This is a genomic window from Terrabacter sp. GCM10028922 (assembly GCF_042666095.1).
In the GTDB taxonomy this organism is placed as follows: Bacteria; Actinomycetota; Actinomycetes; order Actinomycetales; family Dermatophilaceae; genus Terrabacter.
This window is the reverse complement of sequence record NZ_JBHTFG010000030.1, coordinates 1-14,813: the sequence shown is the minus strand read 5'-3', so window position 1 is coordinate 14,813 and position 14,813 is coordinate 1. Positions and strand designations below refer to the sequence as shown.

The window sequence follows — 14,813 nt, the reverse complement described above, 5'->3', positions numbered from 1 at the left end:
AACGCTGCGGGGCTCTACCCCGATGACTGCAGGTGAAACCGCGGACCCCGGCTTGGTCCGTGACCATGTGACCCAGCAGTCGCACGACCGAGAACCATCGGTCAGAGTCCTAGGGGACTTACCCCGTAAGCAGCGTGCGCGGCGGCGTCTGGGTCCGGCAGTGCGATTGGTTCTGGAGCGAGGCCATCGCCGTGCGCCGGGAGGGGGTTGATCCTGGTCGGTCCTGGCATCGACGATTCCGATCTGAACGAGCTCTTCGATGACCTCGTCGATGCGTCACCCCGCCGCCTGGTGGCGGATGGGTTTACCCACATGCCACTGTGCGAACGGCGACGAAGTTGGTCCGAGGCGGTGGGAGCATGAGCCCGTGACCAGAGCCGAAGTGACCATCCGCCGGCGCCGGACGTCCGTGCTATATGGCGTCGTCGCTGCCGTGCTGACGGCACTCGCCGCATCCGCCTTGGATCTGGCCGTCCCGCTGGGTATGGGACTGGCACTGGGCGCAACGGCAGTGACGGCGAGAGTGGCTCCACCCCGCCGCGCGTGGATCGCTGACGACAGCGTTGTCGTTGAGGGATGGAGGGCAAGGCACGTGGTGCAGCTGTCCGAGATCGACGTTCTGGGGATCGCCGGCGTTAACGTTCATCCGCCGACGCTTGAGATGGTCTACGCGCGCAACAAGGCGATTGGTCCAATCTTCCTCGAGCAGTCATCACGCCCGTTCGTGGCAGAGTTCGTGGCTGCGATGGAGACCAGCGGGAGGGCCGATGACCGCTCTATCCGCGACAATCTGAGCTGGTTACGCAGGTACTTAGCGCACTGAGACCGGAAGTCGCCCCAGGGTGCCACATGCCGCTCGGCGGGTCACTTCGCCGTTCTCAGGCGGCGCACACTACAAATCACGAGGGCATCTACGCGCGAGTGGGCTTAGCCTGCGGGAGTGCCAGAGCGGATCATGTACCTCCAGCTCAAGACCGGCCACAACACCGATCGGGGTCCGGCGTGGATTTCTCGCGTCCGGTTCACCCGTACCTGGCGGACCGCCTACGTCCACGGAAGAACCCTGCACCGCGTGCCTGGGACCGATGGTGCGAACTTCGACTCGAATTTCTACGACGTCGACACGGGCGAAGAGTTCTGGATGTCCGGACCGAAGCGCGACCGGACCGACGGGCGCTATTCGAACCAGCAGCCTCTTGTCGACGACGATGCACGGGCTGCCTACGAATCGTTTCTCGCCGGCGAACCGCTGCCCGGGAGAGAGAACGGGTGACGCACTCCCTTGCCGCAATCCGCGAGCGGCGAAGGTGCGTCTATCCGCCGCGACAGCGCGCACCGGGTCGCCGCGGTCCCGGCCCAAAGACCGCCGCTAGGGCCGCAACCTGCCCACCTCATCCGCGCGCCTCGGCCCGTCGTTCGACGGCGTCGCGCAGGTGGGCCATGTTGGCCTTCTCCTCGCGACGCATCGTGACCAGGAACAGCGGGTAGACCAGCCGGAACCAGCCGTGCGGGGAGGGCTCAAACGAGGCCTCCAGTCGGGTCCCCTCCGGCACAGGTTCGAGACGACAGCTGAACGTGACCTCGATCGGTCCGCCGTTATGCGCCGTCCAGCCGTGCGGCCGCTCGAAAGCCACGGTCTCGACCTCGACGAACGGGCTGCTCTTCCACTTCGCCCGATACCGCGTGCCCAAGCCCACCGGGCCCTCGGTCAGCTTCTCCATGCTCTCGCACTTGGGGTTCCAATCCAGCTCCGCGCGGAGGTCAGACAGGTAGTCGAACGCCACCTCCGGTGCACAGCCCAGGATCACTGAGTTCCTGATCACCGGCATCAAACGCACCTCCCCGATTCGGAGACTCACTAGAGCATCCACTAGTGATCGCTCTAGTAAAGTTGCTGGCATGGGACCAGTCAAGAGCGCAAGGCCCACCAGGGCTGAGCGGGCCCAGCAGACCCGGCACCGGATGCTCGACAGCGCGCGCACACTGTTCATCAGCGACGGGTACGCCGCAACCACGATGGAGCGCATCGCCGAGACCGCGGGCGTCGCCGTCCAGACCCTCTACTACACCTTCCGGACCAAGGGGCAGCTGCTCTGTGAGGTCGTCGAAACCACCGCCGCGGGAGACGAAGAGGTCGTCCCCGTGGCACAGCGCGCCTGGGTCCGGGACATGCTCACTGCCCCCTCCGGCCCACGGGTGCTGGCGCTCGCGGTAGAGCACGGCGCCGACATCTTCGTGCGGGCCGCTCCCCTGTGGCCCGTCGTGACAGCGGCGGCTGCAGACCCCCACGTCGAGCACTACTGGCGGCGGGTGGCCACCGACCGGCGCGCCGGCCAAGCCCGGATGGTCGCCCGCCTGGCCGAGCTAGGCGTGCTACGTCCCGGCCTCGAACCCGACCGAGCCACCGACCTTGTCGTCGTCCTCTTCGGCCACGACGTGTTTCGCAGCCTGGTGACCCAGGCCGGCTGGAGCGTCCCGGAATACAAGGCGTGGCTGTTCACCACACTGGCCCAACAACTGCTCCAGCGGCACAGGCTCCCACCCACCGCCCACTCCGACCTGTCCTACAGCCACCTCATCACGACCTAGACCGCACCCGACCACTTCTCCGAGGCATGCGATTCTGTTGAGACGGTGTTCGTCGCGCGATGGCCGCAGGCGCGTCATTGCGCCGCGAGCCGGGGACGGGCCTCGGGCCTCGGGTCTCAAGAGCTCTCCAACACATTCGGGGTTGCCGCAGACCGTGCTCCAGAAACGGTCCGTTTTGGAGCAGAGGGCAGGCTCGTCAGCCCCGCGCCAGCCGGAACGGGATCGGGGTGGGTTCCGCCGACTCCCCCGGCAGAACCCACCCCGTCAACTCCCCCACCCGGTCCCCCGACCCGGCTACTGCTCCGACCATCCCCCACGAACCAGCCGGCCCCTCCCCCATGACGGACACTCTGCCGCGCGAACCGCAAGACAGACAGGCCAGAACCAGCGTGTTTTCCGCAAGACTCTGCGCGCCAGTGCGATCGACATCCCACCGCTTTTCGGCGCGCGGTTTCACCCACATGCCGATGAGCGTGCAAGCCTCGACGTGTGACGTAGGAAACAGGCCCGCGCACCAGCCGAACCCTTAGCGTTGGAGCCGTGAATCCTGAGAGGCAGTACCACTCCCTGGAAGACTTCTTGGCGTCAACGATGTCCCACGTCGATGGCGTGATGGATGACGGCTTCGGGTTCGGATTTCCAGTCAAAGGTCGAGAGATCGAGGCAGTCGTTCTGTTCGCCGACATCAGCGGCTTCTCGACACGCACCCTCGACATGACCCCTGCTGAGACTCTCGTCTATGTTCAGAACTTTTTTGCCTGGGTCACCGCGGAGGCGCTGAATGGACGCCCGGGAATCGTCGACAAGTACATCGGTGACGAAGTGATGGTCATCTACTCACGTGAGTTCGGGTCTGAGGATCCCTTCGCCGACGCCGTCAACGCGGCTGCCGCGATGAGCCGGCGGGACGTGCTCGCGTACCGCCCTCACATGGGCATTGCGGCAGGTCCGGTGATCGTCGGCTACGCAGGGACGGCGCTGCGATACAACGTCTCAGTGTTCGGTGCTCCCGTCGCGCTCGCCGCTCGCTGCGCCAGCGTGCGTCAGGCCGAGGACGACGACCGCGTCATCTCGTCAACCATGGCCTTTCCTGCCGCCGATTGGGCATATCGCAACCTTGATGACGTGCTGCCACCTGGAGGGATTCAGCCCGCCGACTATCAAGTTTTTGAACTCCAAGAGCCGCGCATGGTCCCGATGAAAGGACTGGACTCGGTTGAGGTGAGAGAGATCTACAACACTGGCATGTGGCGGCCCACGCAAAGCGCAGAGGAGCGCGCGAAGGCTGGCGTGGCCTATCTGCAGACCAACGGACGGTACTGGCCACGAGTGGACGGCGCCGGAGCGGAGTAGGGTCGCCGGCCCTCAACCAGTACCGAGCGACCATTGACCGCCCACGTGCCAGCGTCCATTCCTCTGGGAGGGGCCAGACCCATCCACCACACGCGCGACGATAGCGATGCCGCCCCTGGCGGCGCGGAACGCACTCACTTGCCGCTACGGGTTGGCGGATGGTCCTTCCATCGGTCCGCTCGGGAGCAAGCGTCTGCTTGCGAGACCCACGGCACTTCTTTGCTTCGGGGACCCTATTCATCCGGCACTCGATCTAGCGACGACTCAGCCTGGTGTGGAGGTCCCCTTCCAAACCAGAGCCGGTTGCTCTCCGAAGTCTTCCATCGCGCCAAACATGACTGCCAGGTTCACATAGTTCTTGATTGGGTCTGGTTCATCTGCCATCTCGTCGTCTGGGTGCCAAGTGGGTGCCACTTGATCCCTCGCGGCGCCAGCGGCCCACATCGCGTAGGCGAGAGAAGCGGCGGCCAAGCGGTAAAACTTGCGGTCGCCTGGCATAGCCGTCAGGACGTCCTCGACGCTGGTGCTGTGGCGCGTCAAGGCCCACTTCGTGATGACCACCACCCGCGCCAGGGTGCCGGGGTGCGAGTCACCCGGGTCCGCCGTCCAATCCCCCGTCAAGTGCCCAACAGCCACCAGAGCCAGACAGGCCCCTTGATAGGCCTGCAGAACGGTGACTGCGTTGGTGTCCTTCGCATACTCACCTGCAATGAGCTCGAAGGCGAGCAAGTCCGCTTCGATCTCCTCCAGCTGCGCTACCGACATGCCGTCGAGCTCGCAGGACACCATCTTGTCCCGCATGCCTCCCTGTATGGACTCCTTCGCCTGCTTGTCGGGTCTGTTCGTGCCGTGACGCAAGATGTGATGCGCCAGCTCGTGGGCCAAAATCCACCGCTCAGCCGACTGGACAAGACCAGCCGCGGCCTCGCCGTGCTCGCGGCTCTTGAAGGTCAGCGGCCACTTCCCCAGCAGCGCGGCCAATCCTTGGGCTTGGAACTCATTCACCAGAGCGCGGAAATCCTCCAGCATGGCGGTCTCAGTGTTTGACCACTGCTCACGCGAGATGTCGCGCGACACGTCGAACAGTGTGAGGAATCGACCCCACAGGTTGGCGTAGGCAATGAGACTCATCGTCATTTCGGAGGAGACCACGACAACGCCGCCTTGGGCGCCGTGCTGCGAGAATGCCAGGTCGGAAGACTGGTGCGTGCGACCTCCGTAGATATTGTCTACGCGCGCTTTCCATCGCGCATCGACTAGCGACGCCAGCTCGGTCAGCGTCTCGTGGAGAGAAGGGCAGTTTGAGCGGGAATCGGCAGCGGACGGATCCCAGTCAGGCAGGGTGCCCATATCGATCGACGACACACCGGCAGCTACCAGTCGTTCCTGTTCGCCAGTCCAAAAGGACTCATTGGGAGGCTCTCCCGTCTCACGAAAAAACATCGCTCGTGACTTCGATAGCTTCCAAGACATGCACAGTTTGTAGCAAACATGCTCTCGCAACGACCAGCCGGTTGCTGCCGAGCGTCGGACTCGAGCGTCTGTGACGCAAGTGCCACAGGTCACGCTGCGCTGACGGATGAAGGCGAAGTGCGTGGCGACTCCCATAAGGACGTACGCACATCAGCGTGAGGTGTTTAGCGTCAAGGGCTGGGCGGGTGCCGGTGTCTCGTCGTCGGTCCCTGCATAGCGGTAATCGAGCTCGTGCTCGGCAGCGTGTGACCGGGTTGTGTCGACGACGGGACGGGGCGGCCTGTGATGTGCGACGAGATACCTGATGGTTCTCAATGCCGCGGAAGGCTCACCCCGTCCCAGCTCCTGACGGATAGCACCTCATGATGACGGCTCAGCGTGGATCTCGTTATGCCGCAGCGACGTCCAGCCGCCTGGTGCCGTGGGTGGCGATGACCGGGTCCCACGCCTGCTGGTGGACGACGACGGCGTACAGCTGGCGCAGGATCGCCCCGGCGACCGCGGTCTGGGCCTGGGTGGGGGTGAGCCGGTTGTGTTCGCGGCCGGTCAGGTGCCGGTAGCGGGCGGCGTACACCCGGTTCGTCTGCAGGCACCCCCACACGGCGCGCCAGGCCGCGACCCGCAGCCCAGGACGCCCGGCGCCGGTCACGCGGGCTCGGCCGGTGAACGTGCCCGACTTCCGCTCGCGTGGCGCGAGGCCGGCGTGTTTGACCACCGCGCGGGCGGAGGTGAACCGGTGCAGGTCACCGGTCTGCGCGAGGATCGCCGCCGCCCCGACCGGCGACAAACCGTCGATACTCGTGACCAGCCTCGTCAGGCCCAGCTCGTTGAGCACCGCCGTCATCCGCGACTCGACGTCCGCCAGCTTCGCCCGGGCCTGGTCCCAGTCCGACAGTGTCCACTCGACCCGCTCGAAGACTGCGGTTCGGTGCGCGAGGACGCCGGCGGCATCGGTGAGGGCCGCGAACAGGCGGCGCAGGATCCGCAGGCAGGGGCGGACCCGGCCGCGGCGGGTCACCTCGGCGCGGACGGCGCGTTCGAACCGGGCCAGTCCGAGCCGGCGCGTCCGGTCCAGGTCACCGCCGTCCTGACCCCGACCATGGCCCATCACCACGGCCATCGCTGCGACCCACGTGGCCGACTTGAACGGCTGCTTGGCCGCCTCGAGCGCGGCCGGCCACACGCACTCGAGCAGGTCCCGGACCGTCTGCACGCAGGCCACATGCTCCTCGAGCAGCTCCTCCCGGCGGGCGCCGAGGTGGCGCAGCCGAGCCCACGTGGCGCTGCCCTCATTACGGGCTCGGGCAGGTAGCAGCGCAGCTGCGCGGTCAGCCGGGAGATGAGCACGGCGTCTTTGTCGTCGGTCTTGTCGCTGGTCAGGTCCTCGGTCCTGCGCACCCACGAGGACAGTGCGGGCTGCACGCACACGAACGCCATGTCCCGCTCCGCCGCGAGCTGGGCCAGCACCATCCACCGGTGCCCGGTCGGCTCGCACGCGACTGTGACACCGGCGAAGCCCTTCGCGCGTGCCCGGTCGGCGGCCCAGTCCAACGCCGCACCGAGGTCCCACGCCTTGCGCCGGAACGTCCGCCGAGCGAGCACCTTCGAGTCATGGTCCGTGACCACGAGCATCTGCTTGCGGTCGGCCAGGTCGATCCCGACGATCGCGTTCGTGACCGGGACCGCCGCCCGCAGCCGCGACAGGCGTGCGTTGCGGTTGCGATCCCCCCGAGACACGCCACTACCGTTGTTCATGAACGTCCTCCTTTTCGCGCTGGGACACCAAGCCCGACAAGCGCATCAGGAGGACGTTCCCCACGCCAGACCCATCCGCGCAGAACGTCTTTCTATGCCGCTGGCAGCGCGGTCTTACCGATGAGCGGTAAGCCCCGTCGGCCGCTGGAACGCGGCGCAAGGTGGATGCTGCATGTCATCCTTCGGTCGTGCGCACCTTTGGCCAAACGACTCCGTTTCGAGCCCGCGGCTGGTCCGAGATCGATGCATTCCTCTCGGACATGGCTGCACGAGACGAACGGTTCGATCACATGTCCGCGATCGTTCACAGCGTTCTGGACTGTCACGCGGCTGATCGCCTGGCTGCGTACACACGTCCATGCACGACCTCATCGTTGTTGCCGCTCCCATCCCGGAGCCGCCCTACGGCGTCGTAGCGGTGCGTGCACCCGGATCTCCTCGCAGGCCTCGCGAGGGGCACGTGCTCATCGAGCACCTGTCCGTGACAGGGCACGACGACAAGATCGAGCGGCCGGTGGCCGAGGCGGTCCCGCTCTTTTGGAGGTTCATGATCGAGAAGTTCGGTGTCGCCCCACTCAGGCAGAGCTGACGTCCGACTCTGCCGCGAGTGGTGCGGTGGTGCCGATGACCCGACCTAGGTCCGTACCTCAACTCATAGGACGATCCAGCTGACGATGTACAGGCCCCAGCCGCTCAACAGGATGAGCAGACCTCGGTCCACAAGTGCCCACCGCTCAGATATCACCAGACGGTCCGGCAGCTCTTGATGGCGTCCCGGCCCGATGTCGGAGCAGGCGCGCCACGCCTCGATCTCAGCCTTCAGGACTCGGATGTCCTCACTGCCACTCTCCATCCGCGCCCGACCAGGTTCTTGTAGGCCGGCGACGGTCACGAGCCGGTCAGACCCTTGCAGTCGTGGATACCCCAGAGGGCCCTCGCTGACCTCACGCACGTGCGCCAACGAGACCACGTACACCTTCATCGGGTTCCGTACCGTCGCCACTTGGCCGAGCAGGTCGACGTGCGGCCGGGCCAAGCAGAGGAAGCTGCAGGTCGACAAGATGAATAGACAGGCCGCCACCAGCACTGCGCCGGTGGGCGACAGCGGGTCTGGACCGGATAAGGCAGTCGCCCGGTTCAGGAGCACCGCCGCGACACTCAGGAACAGCACCGTCGACACTGTGCCCCAGAACCGATTGGACATGTTGTAGAGGCGGACCACGCCGGCAGCGTTGTGGATCCGGTTGCGGCGCGCCATCGCAACCGGCTCCTCCGCACCGCGGGGCTTCCATCCTTTGTCGCTCACCACCGCCGTCCTCCCACGCCAGAAAGGTTCCGGGCCGGGGCCGGGAGGCTGCATGCTATCTGTCCTCCTCGCAGCCGCCGTCATCGCCGGACCCAAGGTGGGACCCCAGGTTCCGTCCGATCATGCCGCTACGCGAGCGATCGTGCCGATGAGCGGGCGTCATAGCGGTGGGCCTCACCGCACATACACGTGCACTGTCGATGAAGTCGCGAACACCATGACGCTGGCCTCTGGTGAGAAGCCAAGCGCTCTAGCCTCCTCGTTGTCTGCGACGACCAACCGATCGTGATCAGGATGCTGGAGAACGGCGCCCTCGCTCACGAGCTCTGCGGTCCAGCCATCCCACGATTCGCGCGGCAGGTCTCCGCCCCACAGGCCGGCTGCTGGCAGCAACGCGACGCCACGGGATGTCTGACGCCGCACCGCAGGCGGATCTGCTTGGTACCACGAGTAATCGCCAACAGCATCCAGGAATCTCTCTTGAACAGCGCCGGTGAGACATCGATCACGCCGAGGCCGGCATGGCTCCCTACGGCGATTGCTGTCTCGTTCACGAAGGCCACAGCAACGACGCCGCCGATGGCAAGAGTCGGGCCCTTCTTCCACGTCGTCATGATCGGAATGTAGCGGCGCGCCTCGTGACCGCCTGGCATGCCTTCGATCCGGCGCACGGCAGCATCCGCTCAATCCGCTGCTCGCGAGCGACTCTGCCCTTCCTCGGCCTGCATGACGGCCCCGACTCTAGAGGTGCGTCTTACCGGCCGCGAAGGAGGCCCCATCGCAATCGAGCTCCTGCAGCAGCGAGCGGGCGCACTGCCGCCTCAGCTGCAGGTTCGACCACCCGCGGGTCCTCGAGTCTCGATCCCTGATCGCTGCGCCCGGCAGCTCCATTTCACCCAGGCTGGGCCGCACAATGCCTCCCATGGAGATATTGTCCGCTGTGGCCGCTGTTGGCGCACTTCTGGTAGCACTGCTTGCTTGGCGCGCGCCCGTTTCACCTGCGGCGCGGGTTGGTCACAAGCCACGCCTTGGAGACCTTCGCGGAGGTCGCAACCCAGAATTACGCTCGATTGTTTGTAGTGGCTGCGGGAAGGCGGGACTGCTTCTGATGCCCGATGATGCGATCGGATATCTCAAGTGCACGCGTTGTCAGCGCAGAAGCCGCGTTCAGACAGGACGTGACCGCTGGTTGACCGTAACTACGGAAGGCGCGCGAACTGCTCTCCAATATCGTGCGGTGGTGCGCGCCTTCGGGTTCGTTCGAGACGTGCTTGAGTCTAAGGAAGTGCTCATCGAGGCCAAGGCCAACTTCGACGCGCCCGAGCAACCGACACGAGAAGGCCGGACCGTCTTTGCCCGAGCACTGGACAGTAGCAATCGGTCCATCTTTCGACGACATTACGCACGGACGCCACTCCGGCAACTTAGGCGCCAACTGCTTTTAGGCGCTGCCGGGTTAACTGTGGCCTACTATCTACTCGGGCTGCTGCTGTACGGACAAAATGGGGCCTTGGTCGGAGCGGCGGTGGCACTCGTGCTGATATTTGCGCGGATTGTCATCGTGACGAGACAGCAAGGAGCCCAGTTTGACGAACTGGTCGTGGATCGTGCGAATGTGCGATTCGGAAAGCTAAGCGTCGAAGACATTGACGCCTACTGTTTACTCCTCTCCGAGAACGAAAACCAGACCCGGTGGATGATCTCAGCACTAATCATGGATTGGCCAGGCCGACATTGGGGTCGACTACCCGCCCATCGACTGCACAAATTGAATAGGGCTTCCCACGAGATCATGCGCGATGTTTGCGCATATGCAGATGGTAACCGCTGGGTACTGTGGGCCAACGCGAATGCACCGTCAGACCTCGAGGCGGACTTCGGATTCAGGCGCGCTCCCGTCGACTTCGCCGAAGGATTTACGACCGTGCTACGAGTACCCCGGGGAAAGAACCTTCGTAGGCGGACAGGCCGGTAGACGCCGAACGGCGCATGACTTGCACGGCCGCGCCCAGTGGCATTGACCTTGAGTCACATCGCCGCGAGCCGACCATCCTGCCTGTGTCCTGACAGGGCCTGCTGATCACTCGTCCGCTTCAAACATAGTCGCACCCTCATATGACGATCCAACGGGAGGAATAGCGCCCACCCCGTCCGGCGTGGGTCCGCACGACCCTCCGGAAGGCGGTCCACATGTTCTGGACGAGGTCATCGCGGCTGTCGAAGCAACCGTGAACTCCGCGCACCTACGCGTCGACCGCAGGTGGGCACGGGAGGACGCAGGGTCTTACATCCTGGTGGTCCTTGACATCAGCGGCGGCCAGCACGACGACGGACCGATCGCCAACAGGCCGCGCCTGGTCGACAAGCACAGCGGCGAAGTGACCAGGCTGATCGTGCCTGATGCTGTCGCCCGGGCCGAGCGAATGGCACGGTCCGATCCTGATTCCGGCTCTTCGGGCGGTCCTAGCTGCTGCAGTTGTCGCCGGCCGAAGTGCGTCCTACCGCCGCTTGGCGGGCGCAGGTGTTTTCACCCACATGGCGATGAGCGCGTATGCGATTCCGCAGACGCTTGTCCTCCGATACTGAACTCATGACCACCGGGCCGCACCAATCCTCGGGACTGTCCAAGGGCACGTGGACTGACGAGGACTTCGCAGACATGGGATGGCACGACTGCAGAGTCCACGCTGTCAGCGTCACCGAGCGGGCCGACGACACGCTGACACTGCTGAGAGTGCTGCTCGACCTCGACTACATCGTCCGGTGGGTTGAACCCGAAAGACGCCCACACCACTTCACCTTCTGGGTGGCGCCCGCGACGCTCGTATTCGATCTCGCCTGGGACATCGAGGGATCACTGGGCCCCCTTGATGATGGTCTGGAGATCGCGGAGGTTCATCGACTCGATCCGCCGGATGGCCACGCGGATCCGCTTTGGCACATCGAGGGCCACAACTTCGATCTTCGACTCCGCGCCGCGGGCTACACCCAGCACATCCGGTTGCCACCTCAGCACGTCCCCCGGCAAGTCCTTAGCCTCACAGAGCGCGCCGGGCTCAGCTTCGCCGAGAAGTCCTTCGCCTGACTTGCGCTGCCAGCAGTGAGTCTTTCCGCTCGCGGCATCTCGATCGAACCGGCGGGTGGGTGGACGAGGATGCTCGCGGTTGCCACAACTGCCACGCGAGCGTGACTTTGTGGAGCTTCAGCTTCGGAAGCCCGGGGGCTGGTCGGGCAGAACGAGATCGGCCACCACGCCGTAGTGGTCGCTGGCCCACACGCCGTCCTCCGGCCCGTCGAGCACCCGCTGGCAGTTGGCCACCCGCAGCGTCGGACCGTGCAGGCCGCTGCGCACGAGCACATGGTCGATCTTCCGGGTGACCCCGGTGGAGACCTCCCCTCCGCGCACGAGCGGGTTCGTGAGCTCGAATGTGTAGCCCGGCTCGTCAGGGTGCACGTACTCCCAGGCGTCCTGGTAGCAGACGCTCATGCCGTCTACCGCCCTCCTCCCCCGCAAGAACAGCATGCTGGCAGAGTCCGGCGTCGCGTCGAAGTCGCCCAGGACGACGGCGTGCACGTCCCGGCTGCCGATGTGCTCTTCCAACGTTCGTGCGGCCAGGACCGCCTGCTGCTCGCGCTCGAGCTCGTACGGGAAGGGCCAGCTGGGCTTGTGATGAGCGACGACCAGCGGTCCCAGCGGAGTGCTGAGCTCTACCACGGTCGTAGCAGTCCAAGGCAGCACATCCCGGGAGCGCTCGGTCACGTGCTGGTCGATCTCCGTGACGAGCTGATGTGGCCAGCGGGTCGCCAGCGTCCCGCCGACACCGTCCTCGGACGACCTGGAGAAGTCGGTCGTGTGGTAGCTCGGGTCCAGGATCGTCGACAACCTCGGGCCGGTCGGGACCTCCTGAAGCGCCACCACGTCAGGGTCGAGCTCCCGCAGCGTCCGTGCGACAAGACGGTGTCGCCTATCCCAGTCGGGGTTTGCCGGGCCGTAGACGTTCATGGTCATGACGCGGAGCCGCGGTACATCCGTTGGCGCCTCGATCTCGGAGCTCCCGGCGTCGGCCATGACAAGAGTTTGGCAGAGACCAACGAGCGTCCGGATCTGCAGCGATCCGCGAGATTCAGACGCGCTGACGAGTCAGTCTCAGGTCCGGCCTGCCGTCATTGGACTGCGGTGCCGCCTCCTCAACTGGCGATCCCTCCAGCCCAACACGATCGCCAGGACCCCGAGAAGCAGCGGTACAGCGAGAACGGTGAGGGCACTTGTTATACGCGTCGACCTCAGGGACTCCACCAGCACCATGACTGACGCTGCGACCAGCAAGACCCCGATGACGACCAGAGCTCCTTGGATAAGACCGGCACGGCCGACGAGGGCCAGGATGACGCCCGTCAACGAAAACAGCAGCGGCACCGCCCACACCGCATCAGACACCTCATCCTCAGGGCCCATCGGCGCAGCCACCACCGAAGCAACCAGCATCAAGCCACCGCCCAGCCCAAGAAGCAGCGCCAGAGCGAGAAGGCAGACGGCTGCGGACCCAAACCCCTCGTGGCTGCTCCGGGCTGGCAGCACAGGTTCGTCACGCATTGCGACATCCTCCTATGAGCCGAGTCGCCCGTCCGACGTTTTCCGCTGATGCCGCGTTGAGGACGGGACGTCCGACCATGCCGCCGCCGGGGTGCGTTCGTGCGGTGCCGGCACCCCATCGACGGCTACGCTCGGCCCATGCGCTTAGCAGGACCGCCCTCGCGCTGGCGGGTAACCCTCCAAGACGGTTCAGTCGTCGAGGTCTGGGCGGATGCGGTCGCGGGCCTCTCGGGGCCCGAGGACAAGCGGGACTACGAGTTTGGATGTCTCATGGACATCGACCCCGAGCTGCAAGACCAGTTCGAGGTGTCCGCCCGAACACCAGCGAGCCCGTCCAGAGTCGAGGTCCTTGTGGCGAGATTCCCTCGCGCTGCAGTCGCCGACATCATCTCGATATAGGCGTCCTCATTGCCGCGACGGGTGCGCTCGTGCCGAATAGCGGAAAGCACGTGGACGCCCGTCGCATCAGTCACACTGTCCGGATGACTCGTCGTCGCGCACCTTGGTTCTTCGGCGTGGTGCTTGCGCTCGGCTCCATCAAGTGGGCGGGTTCCGAAAGCGTGGAGGTTCCGCTCGGAGATGGGACCTTGGCACGTCTCATGCCGCTCGCCGGGATGGCCATCGGCTCTCTCTGGCAGCTACTCGACCGCCGGGATCTCGCGAAACGCCTCACAGTGCCGGCACTGTTCGTGGTCATCGGAGGACTGCTGCAGGCCGCAACAGGCGACGTCTCCGCACAAGTCCAGGGGATGGTCACAGGGCTCGGGTTGGTCGCCGGGCTAGTGCTCGCCGAGCAATGGCTGCGTCGATCGGATTCACGGGCGGAACGGACTCCGGAGGACTCTGTGCAATCCACTGTGAGTGACTAGCTGAGTGACGGCCCGTCGCAGGTCGCCACCTCTCCGCGGATGAGCTCCCCACGAGTGAGGCTTACGCGAGTCTTCACGTACCGCTCGCACTAGGGATTAGGTGACAACGTCCCCACACCAGCGTGAGTCGTTACCGCTCATGCCGCATGGCGCGCACGAGAACAGCGCGTCGGAAGCCTCGCGTCTCGGCCTAGTCCCCCAGCCCAGGACTCCAGATCAGCAGCCGATAGACGACGCCATCCTGTGCAAACCACTGCCACGTCAACGTGGCGTCAGCCGCCGTGGCAGGGAGTTGTATCGTCGTCCGCTCGGAGAGGTCGCTCAGCAGGAAGACCCGGCCGACCAAAGCCTCCTCGTCGGAGTCGCTCACGAAGCGCAACTGGCCTGTGCCGCTGCTGAACTCAAACGGAACGTCTCGGTGCGGAGGGGCCGGTGCGAACTGGTCGTCCGTGAGGGTACGAGGCCGACTGAACAGCGCAACAGACAGCGTCCACTCGTCAGCTCGGAACAGCAGGCCCTGTTCGTCGAAGCGGGGCCCGCTCTCAGCCGGCAACGGCCTCAGGTGGTCCATACCGCGAGGCAGGCCCAGCCACACGAGAGGCGAGCCAAGGGTGAGTTCCAGCTCGAGCGGCACTCTTGCTCCTTGTCCAAGATCCGGCTTGGGAGGGTAGCGGAACGAATCGAGTCCGGGGGTCGACAGCGGACACCCGGATTTGCCGCGATCCGCTCGTTCGAGCCTCGGCCGACGAGGCGCGTCTTACCGGCTCCCTTCTGTTGTCAACCGGTGGCGTCGAGTGTGTTGATGCGGTCGGTCTTCCGTGGCGTGGGTGCCGGGCGTAGCGTCGGTTGTGCGGGTCCGGGAAGTGGCTGATCC

General features: G+C 65.3%; 16 protein-coding genes. 7 read left to right on the top strand and 9 right to left on the bottom strand.

Annotation, left to right across the window (positions count from 1 at the left end):
* The first annotated feature begins 367 nt into the window (after nt 1-367).
* Together ACFQU3_RS19705 and ACFQU3_RS19700 are read left to right on the top strand one after the other, a co-directional pair.
* Nucleotides 368-823, top strand: coding sequence for a hypothetical protein (locus tag ACFQU3_RS19705; protein ID WP_385912915.1), 456 nt, complete (start codon nt 368-370; stop codon nt 821-823).
* 117 nt (nt 824-940) lie between these two features.
* Nucleotides 941-1,273 carry a hypothetical protein gene (locus tag ACFQU3_RS19700; protein ID WP_385912913.1) on the top strand — a complete coding sequence of 111 codons (333 nt, stop codon included), beginning with the start codon at nt 941-943 and terminating at the stop codon, nt 1,271-1,273.
* 118 nt (nt 1,274-1,391) lie between these two features.
* Here ACFQU3_RS19700 and ACFQU3_RS19695 read toward each other — a convergent pair whose 3' ends face one another.
* Nucleotides 1,392-1,829, bottom strand: coding sequence for an SRPBCC family protein (locus ACFQU3_RS19695; protein ID WP_385912911.1), 438 nt, complete (start codon nt 1,827-1,829; stop codon nt 1,392-1,394).
* Nucleotides 1,830-1,899: 70 nt separating this feature from the next.
* On the opposite strand from ACFQU3_RS19695, the gene ACFQU3_RS19690 reads away from it, so the two are divergent.
* Nucleotides 1,900-2,589, top strand: a complete 690-nt coding sequence (locus tag ACFQU3_RS19690) for a TetR/AcrR family transcriptional regulator (RefSeq protein WP_385912909.1) — start codon at nt 1,900-1,902, stop codon at nt 2,587-2,589.
* A gap of 540 nt (nt 2,590-3,129) precedes the next feature.
* Nucleotides 3,130-3,942, top strand: a complete 813-nt coding sequence (locus tag ACFQU3_RS19685; protein ID WP_385912907.1) for an adenylate/guanylate cyclase domain-containing protein — start codon at nt 3,130-3,132, stop codon at nt 3,940-3,942.
* A 264-nt stretch (nt 3,943-4,206) separates the two neighbouring features.
* On the opposite strand, the gene ACFQU3_RS19680 is transcribed toward ACFQU3_RS19685, so the two are convergent.
* The 3 genes from ACFQU3_RS19680 to ACFQU3_RS19670 form a co-directional block, all read right to left on the bottom strand.
* Nucleotides 4,207-5,415 (bottom strand): hypothetical protein, encoded by a 1,209-nt coding sequence (locus tag ACFQU3_RS19680; protein ID WP_385912905.1) that lies wholly within the window; start codon nt 5,413-5,415, stop codon nt 4,207-4,209.
* A gap of 388 nt (nt 5,416-5,803) precedes the next feature.
* Nucleotides 5,804-6,628 carry a transposase gene (locus ACFQU3_RS19675; protein WP_385912903.1) on the bottom strand — a complete coding sequence of 275 codons (825 nt, stop codon included), beginning with the start codon at nt 6,626-6,628 and terminating at the stop codon, nt 5,804-5,806.
* Nucleotides 6,523-7,170, bottom strand: a complete 648-nt coding sequence (locus ACFQU3_RS19670) for a transposase (protein WP_385912901.1) — start codon at nt 7,168-7,170, stop codon at nt 6,523-6,525. Before ACFQU3_RS19670 ends, ACFQU3_RS19675 begins: the two co-directional genes overlap by 106 nt.
* Before the next feature lie 358 nt (nt 7,171-7,528).
* On the opposite strand from ACFQU3_RS19670, the gene ACFQU3_RS19665 reads away from it, so the two are divergent.
* Nucleotides 7,529-7,759, top strand: a complete 231-nt coding sequence (locus tag ACFQU3_RS19665) for a hypothetical protein (RefSeq protein WP_385912899.1) — start codon at nt 7,529-7,531, stop codon at nt 7,757-7,759.
* A 63-nt stretch (nt 7,760-7,822) separates the two neighbouring features.
* On the opposite strand, the gene ACFQU3_RS19660 is transcribed toward ACFQU3_RS19665, so the two are convergent.
* Both ACFQU3_RS19660 and ACFQU3_RS19655 read right to left on the bottom strand, forming a co-directional pair.
* Complete coding sequence (locus ACFQU3_RS19660) at nt 7,823-8,476, bottom strand: hypothetical protein (protein ID WP_385912897.1); 654 nt, start codon at nt 8,474-8,476, stop codon at nt 7,823-7,825.
* 317 nt (nt 8,477-8,793) lie between these two features.
* Nucleotides 8,794-9,147, bottom strand: a complete 354-nt coding sequence (locus ACFQU3_RS19655; RefSeq protein WP_385912895.1) for a hypothetical protein — start codon at nt 9,145-9,147, stop codon at nt 8,794-8,796.
* 1,919 nt (nt 9,148-11,066) lie between these two features.
* Between ACFQU3_RS19655 and ACFQU3_RS19650 the strand changes: the two genes are divergently transcribed.
* Nucleotides 11,067-11,561 carry a hypothetical protein gene (locus ACFQU3_RS19650; RefSeq protein ID WP_385912893.1) on the top strand — a complete coding sequence of 165 codons (495 nt, stop codon included), beginning with the start codon at nt 11,067-11,069 and terminating at the stop codon, nt 11,559-11,561.
* Nucleotides 11,562-11,678: 117 nt separating this feature from the next.
* Here ACFQU3_RS19650 and ACFQU3_RS19645 read toward each other — a convergent pair whose 3' ends face one another.
* Nucleotides 11,679-12,545 (bottom strand): endonuclease/exonuclease/phosphatase family protein, encoded by an 867-nt coding sequence (locus ACFQU3_RS19645; protein ID WP_385912891.1) that lies wholly within the window; start codon nt 12,543-12,545, stop codon nt 11,679-11,681.
* A gap of 78 nt (nt 12,546-12,623) precedes the next feature.
* Nucleotides 12,624-13,070 carry a hypothetical protein gene (locus ACFQU3_RS19640; RefSeq protein WP_385912889.1) on the bottom strand — a complete coding sequence of 149 codons (447 nt, stop codon included), beginning with the start codon at nt 13,068-13,070 and terminating at the stop codon, nt 12,624-12,626.
* A gap of 482 nt (nt 13,071-13,552) precedes the next feature.
* Here ACFQU3_RS19640 and ACFQU3_RS19635 point away from each other — a divergent pair, with 482 nt between their 5' ends.
* Nucleotides 13,553-13,939 carry a hypothetical protein gene (locus ACFQU3_RS19635; RefSeq protein ID WP_385912887.1) on the top strand — a complete coding sequence of 129 codons (387 nt, stop codon included), beginning with the start codon at nt 13,553-13,555 and terminating at the stop codon, nt 13,937-13,939.
* A 190-nt stretch (nt 13,940-14,129) separates the two neighbouring features.
* Here the strand turns inward: ACFQU3_RS19635 and ACFQU3_RS19630 are convergent, their stop codons facing one another.
* Nucleotides 14,130-14,573, bottom strand: coding sequence for a hypothetical protein (locus ACFQU3_RS19630; RefSeq protein WP_385912885.1), 444 nt, complete (start codon nt 14,571-14,573; stop codon nt 14,130-14,132).
* Nucleotides 14,574-14,813 lie beyond the last annotated feature (240 nt).

Bases quoted from the DNA above. Each gene is read 5' to 3' on its own strand.
- ACFQU3_RS19695 (WP_385912911.1), bottom strand. From the start codon at position 1,829: ATGCCGGTGATCAGGAACTCAGTGATCCTGGGCTGTGCACCGGAGGTG.
- ACFQU3_RS19690 (WP_385912909.1), top strand. From the start codon at position 1,900: ATGGGACCAGTCAAGAGCGCAAGGCCCACCAGGGCTGAGCGGGCCCAG.
- ACFQU3_RS19680 (WP_385912905.1), bottom strand. From the start codon at position 5,415: ATGTCTTGGAAGCTATCGAAGTCACGAGCGATGTTTTTTCGTGAGACG.
- ACFQU3_RS19670 (WP_385912901.1), bottom strand. From the start codon at position 7,170: ATGAACAACGGTAGTGGCGTGTCTCGGGGGGATCGCAACCGCAACGCA.
- ACFQU3_RS19665 (WP_385912899.1), top strand. From the start codon at position 7,529: ATGCACGACCTCATCGTTGTTGCCGCTCCCATCCCGGAGCCGCCCTAC.
- ACFQU3_RS19650 (WP_385912893.1), top strand. From the start codon at position 11,067: ATGACCACCGGGCCGCACCAATCCTCGGGACTGTCCAAGGGCACGTGG.
- ACFQU3_RS19645 (WP_385912891.1), bottom strand. From the start codon at position 12,545: ATGGCCGACGCCGGGAGCTCCGAGATCGAGGCGCCAACGGATGTACCG.
- ACFQU3_RS19640 (WP_385912889.1), bottom strand. From the start codon at position 13,070: ATGCGTGACGAACCTGTGCTGCCAGCCCGGAGCAGCCACGAGGGGTTT.
- ACFQU3_RS19635 (WP_385912887.1), top strand. From the start codon at position 13,553: ATGACTCGTCGTCGCGCACCTTGGTTCTTCGGCGTGGTGCTTGCGCTC.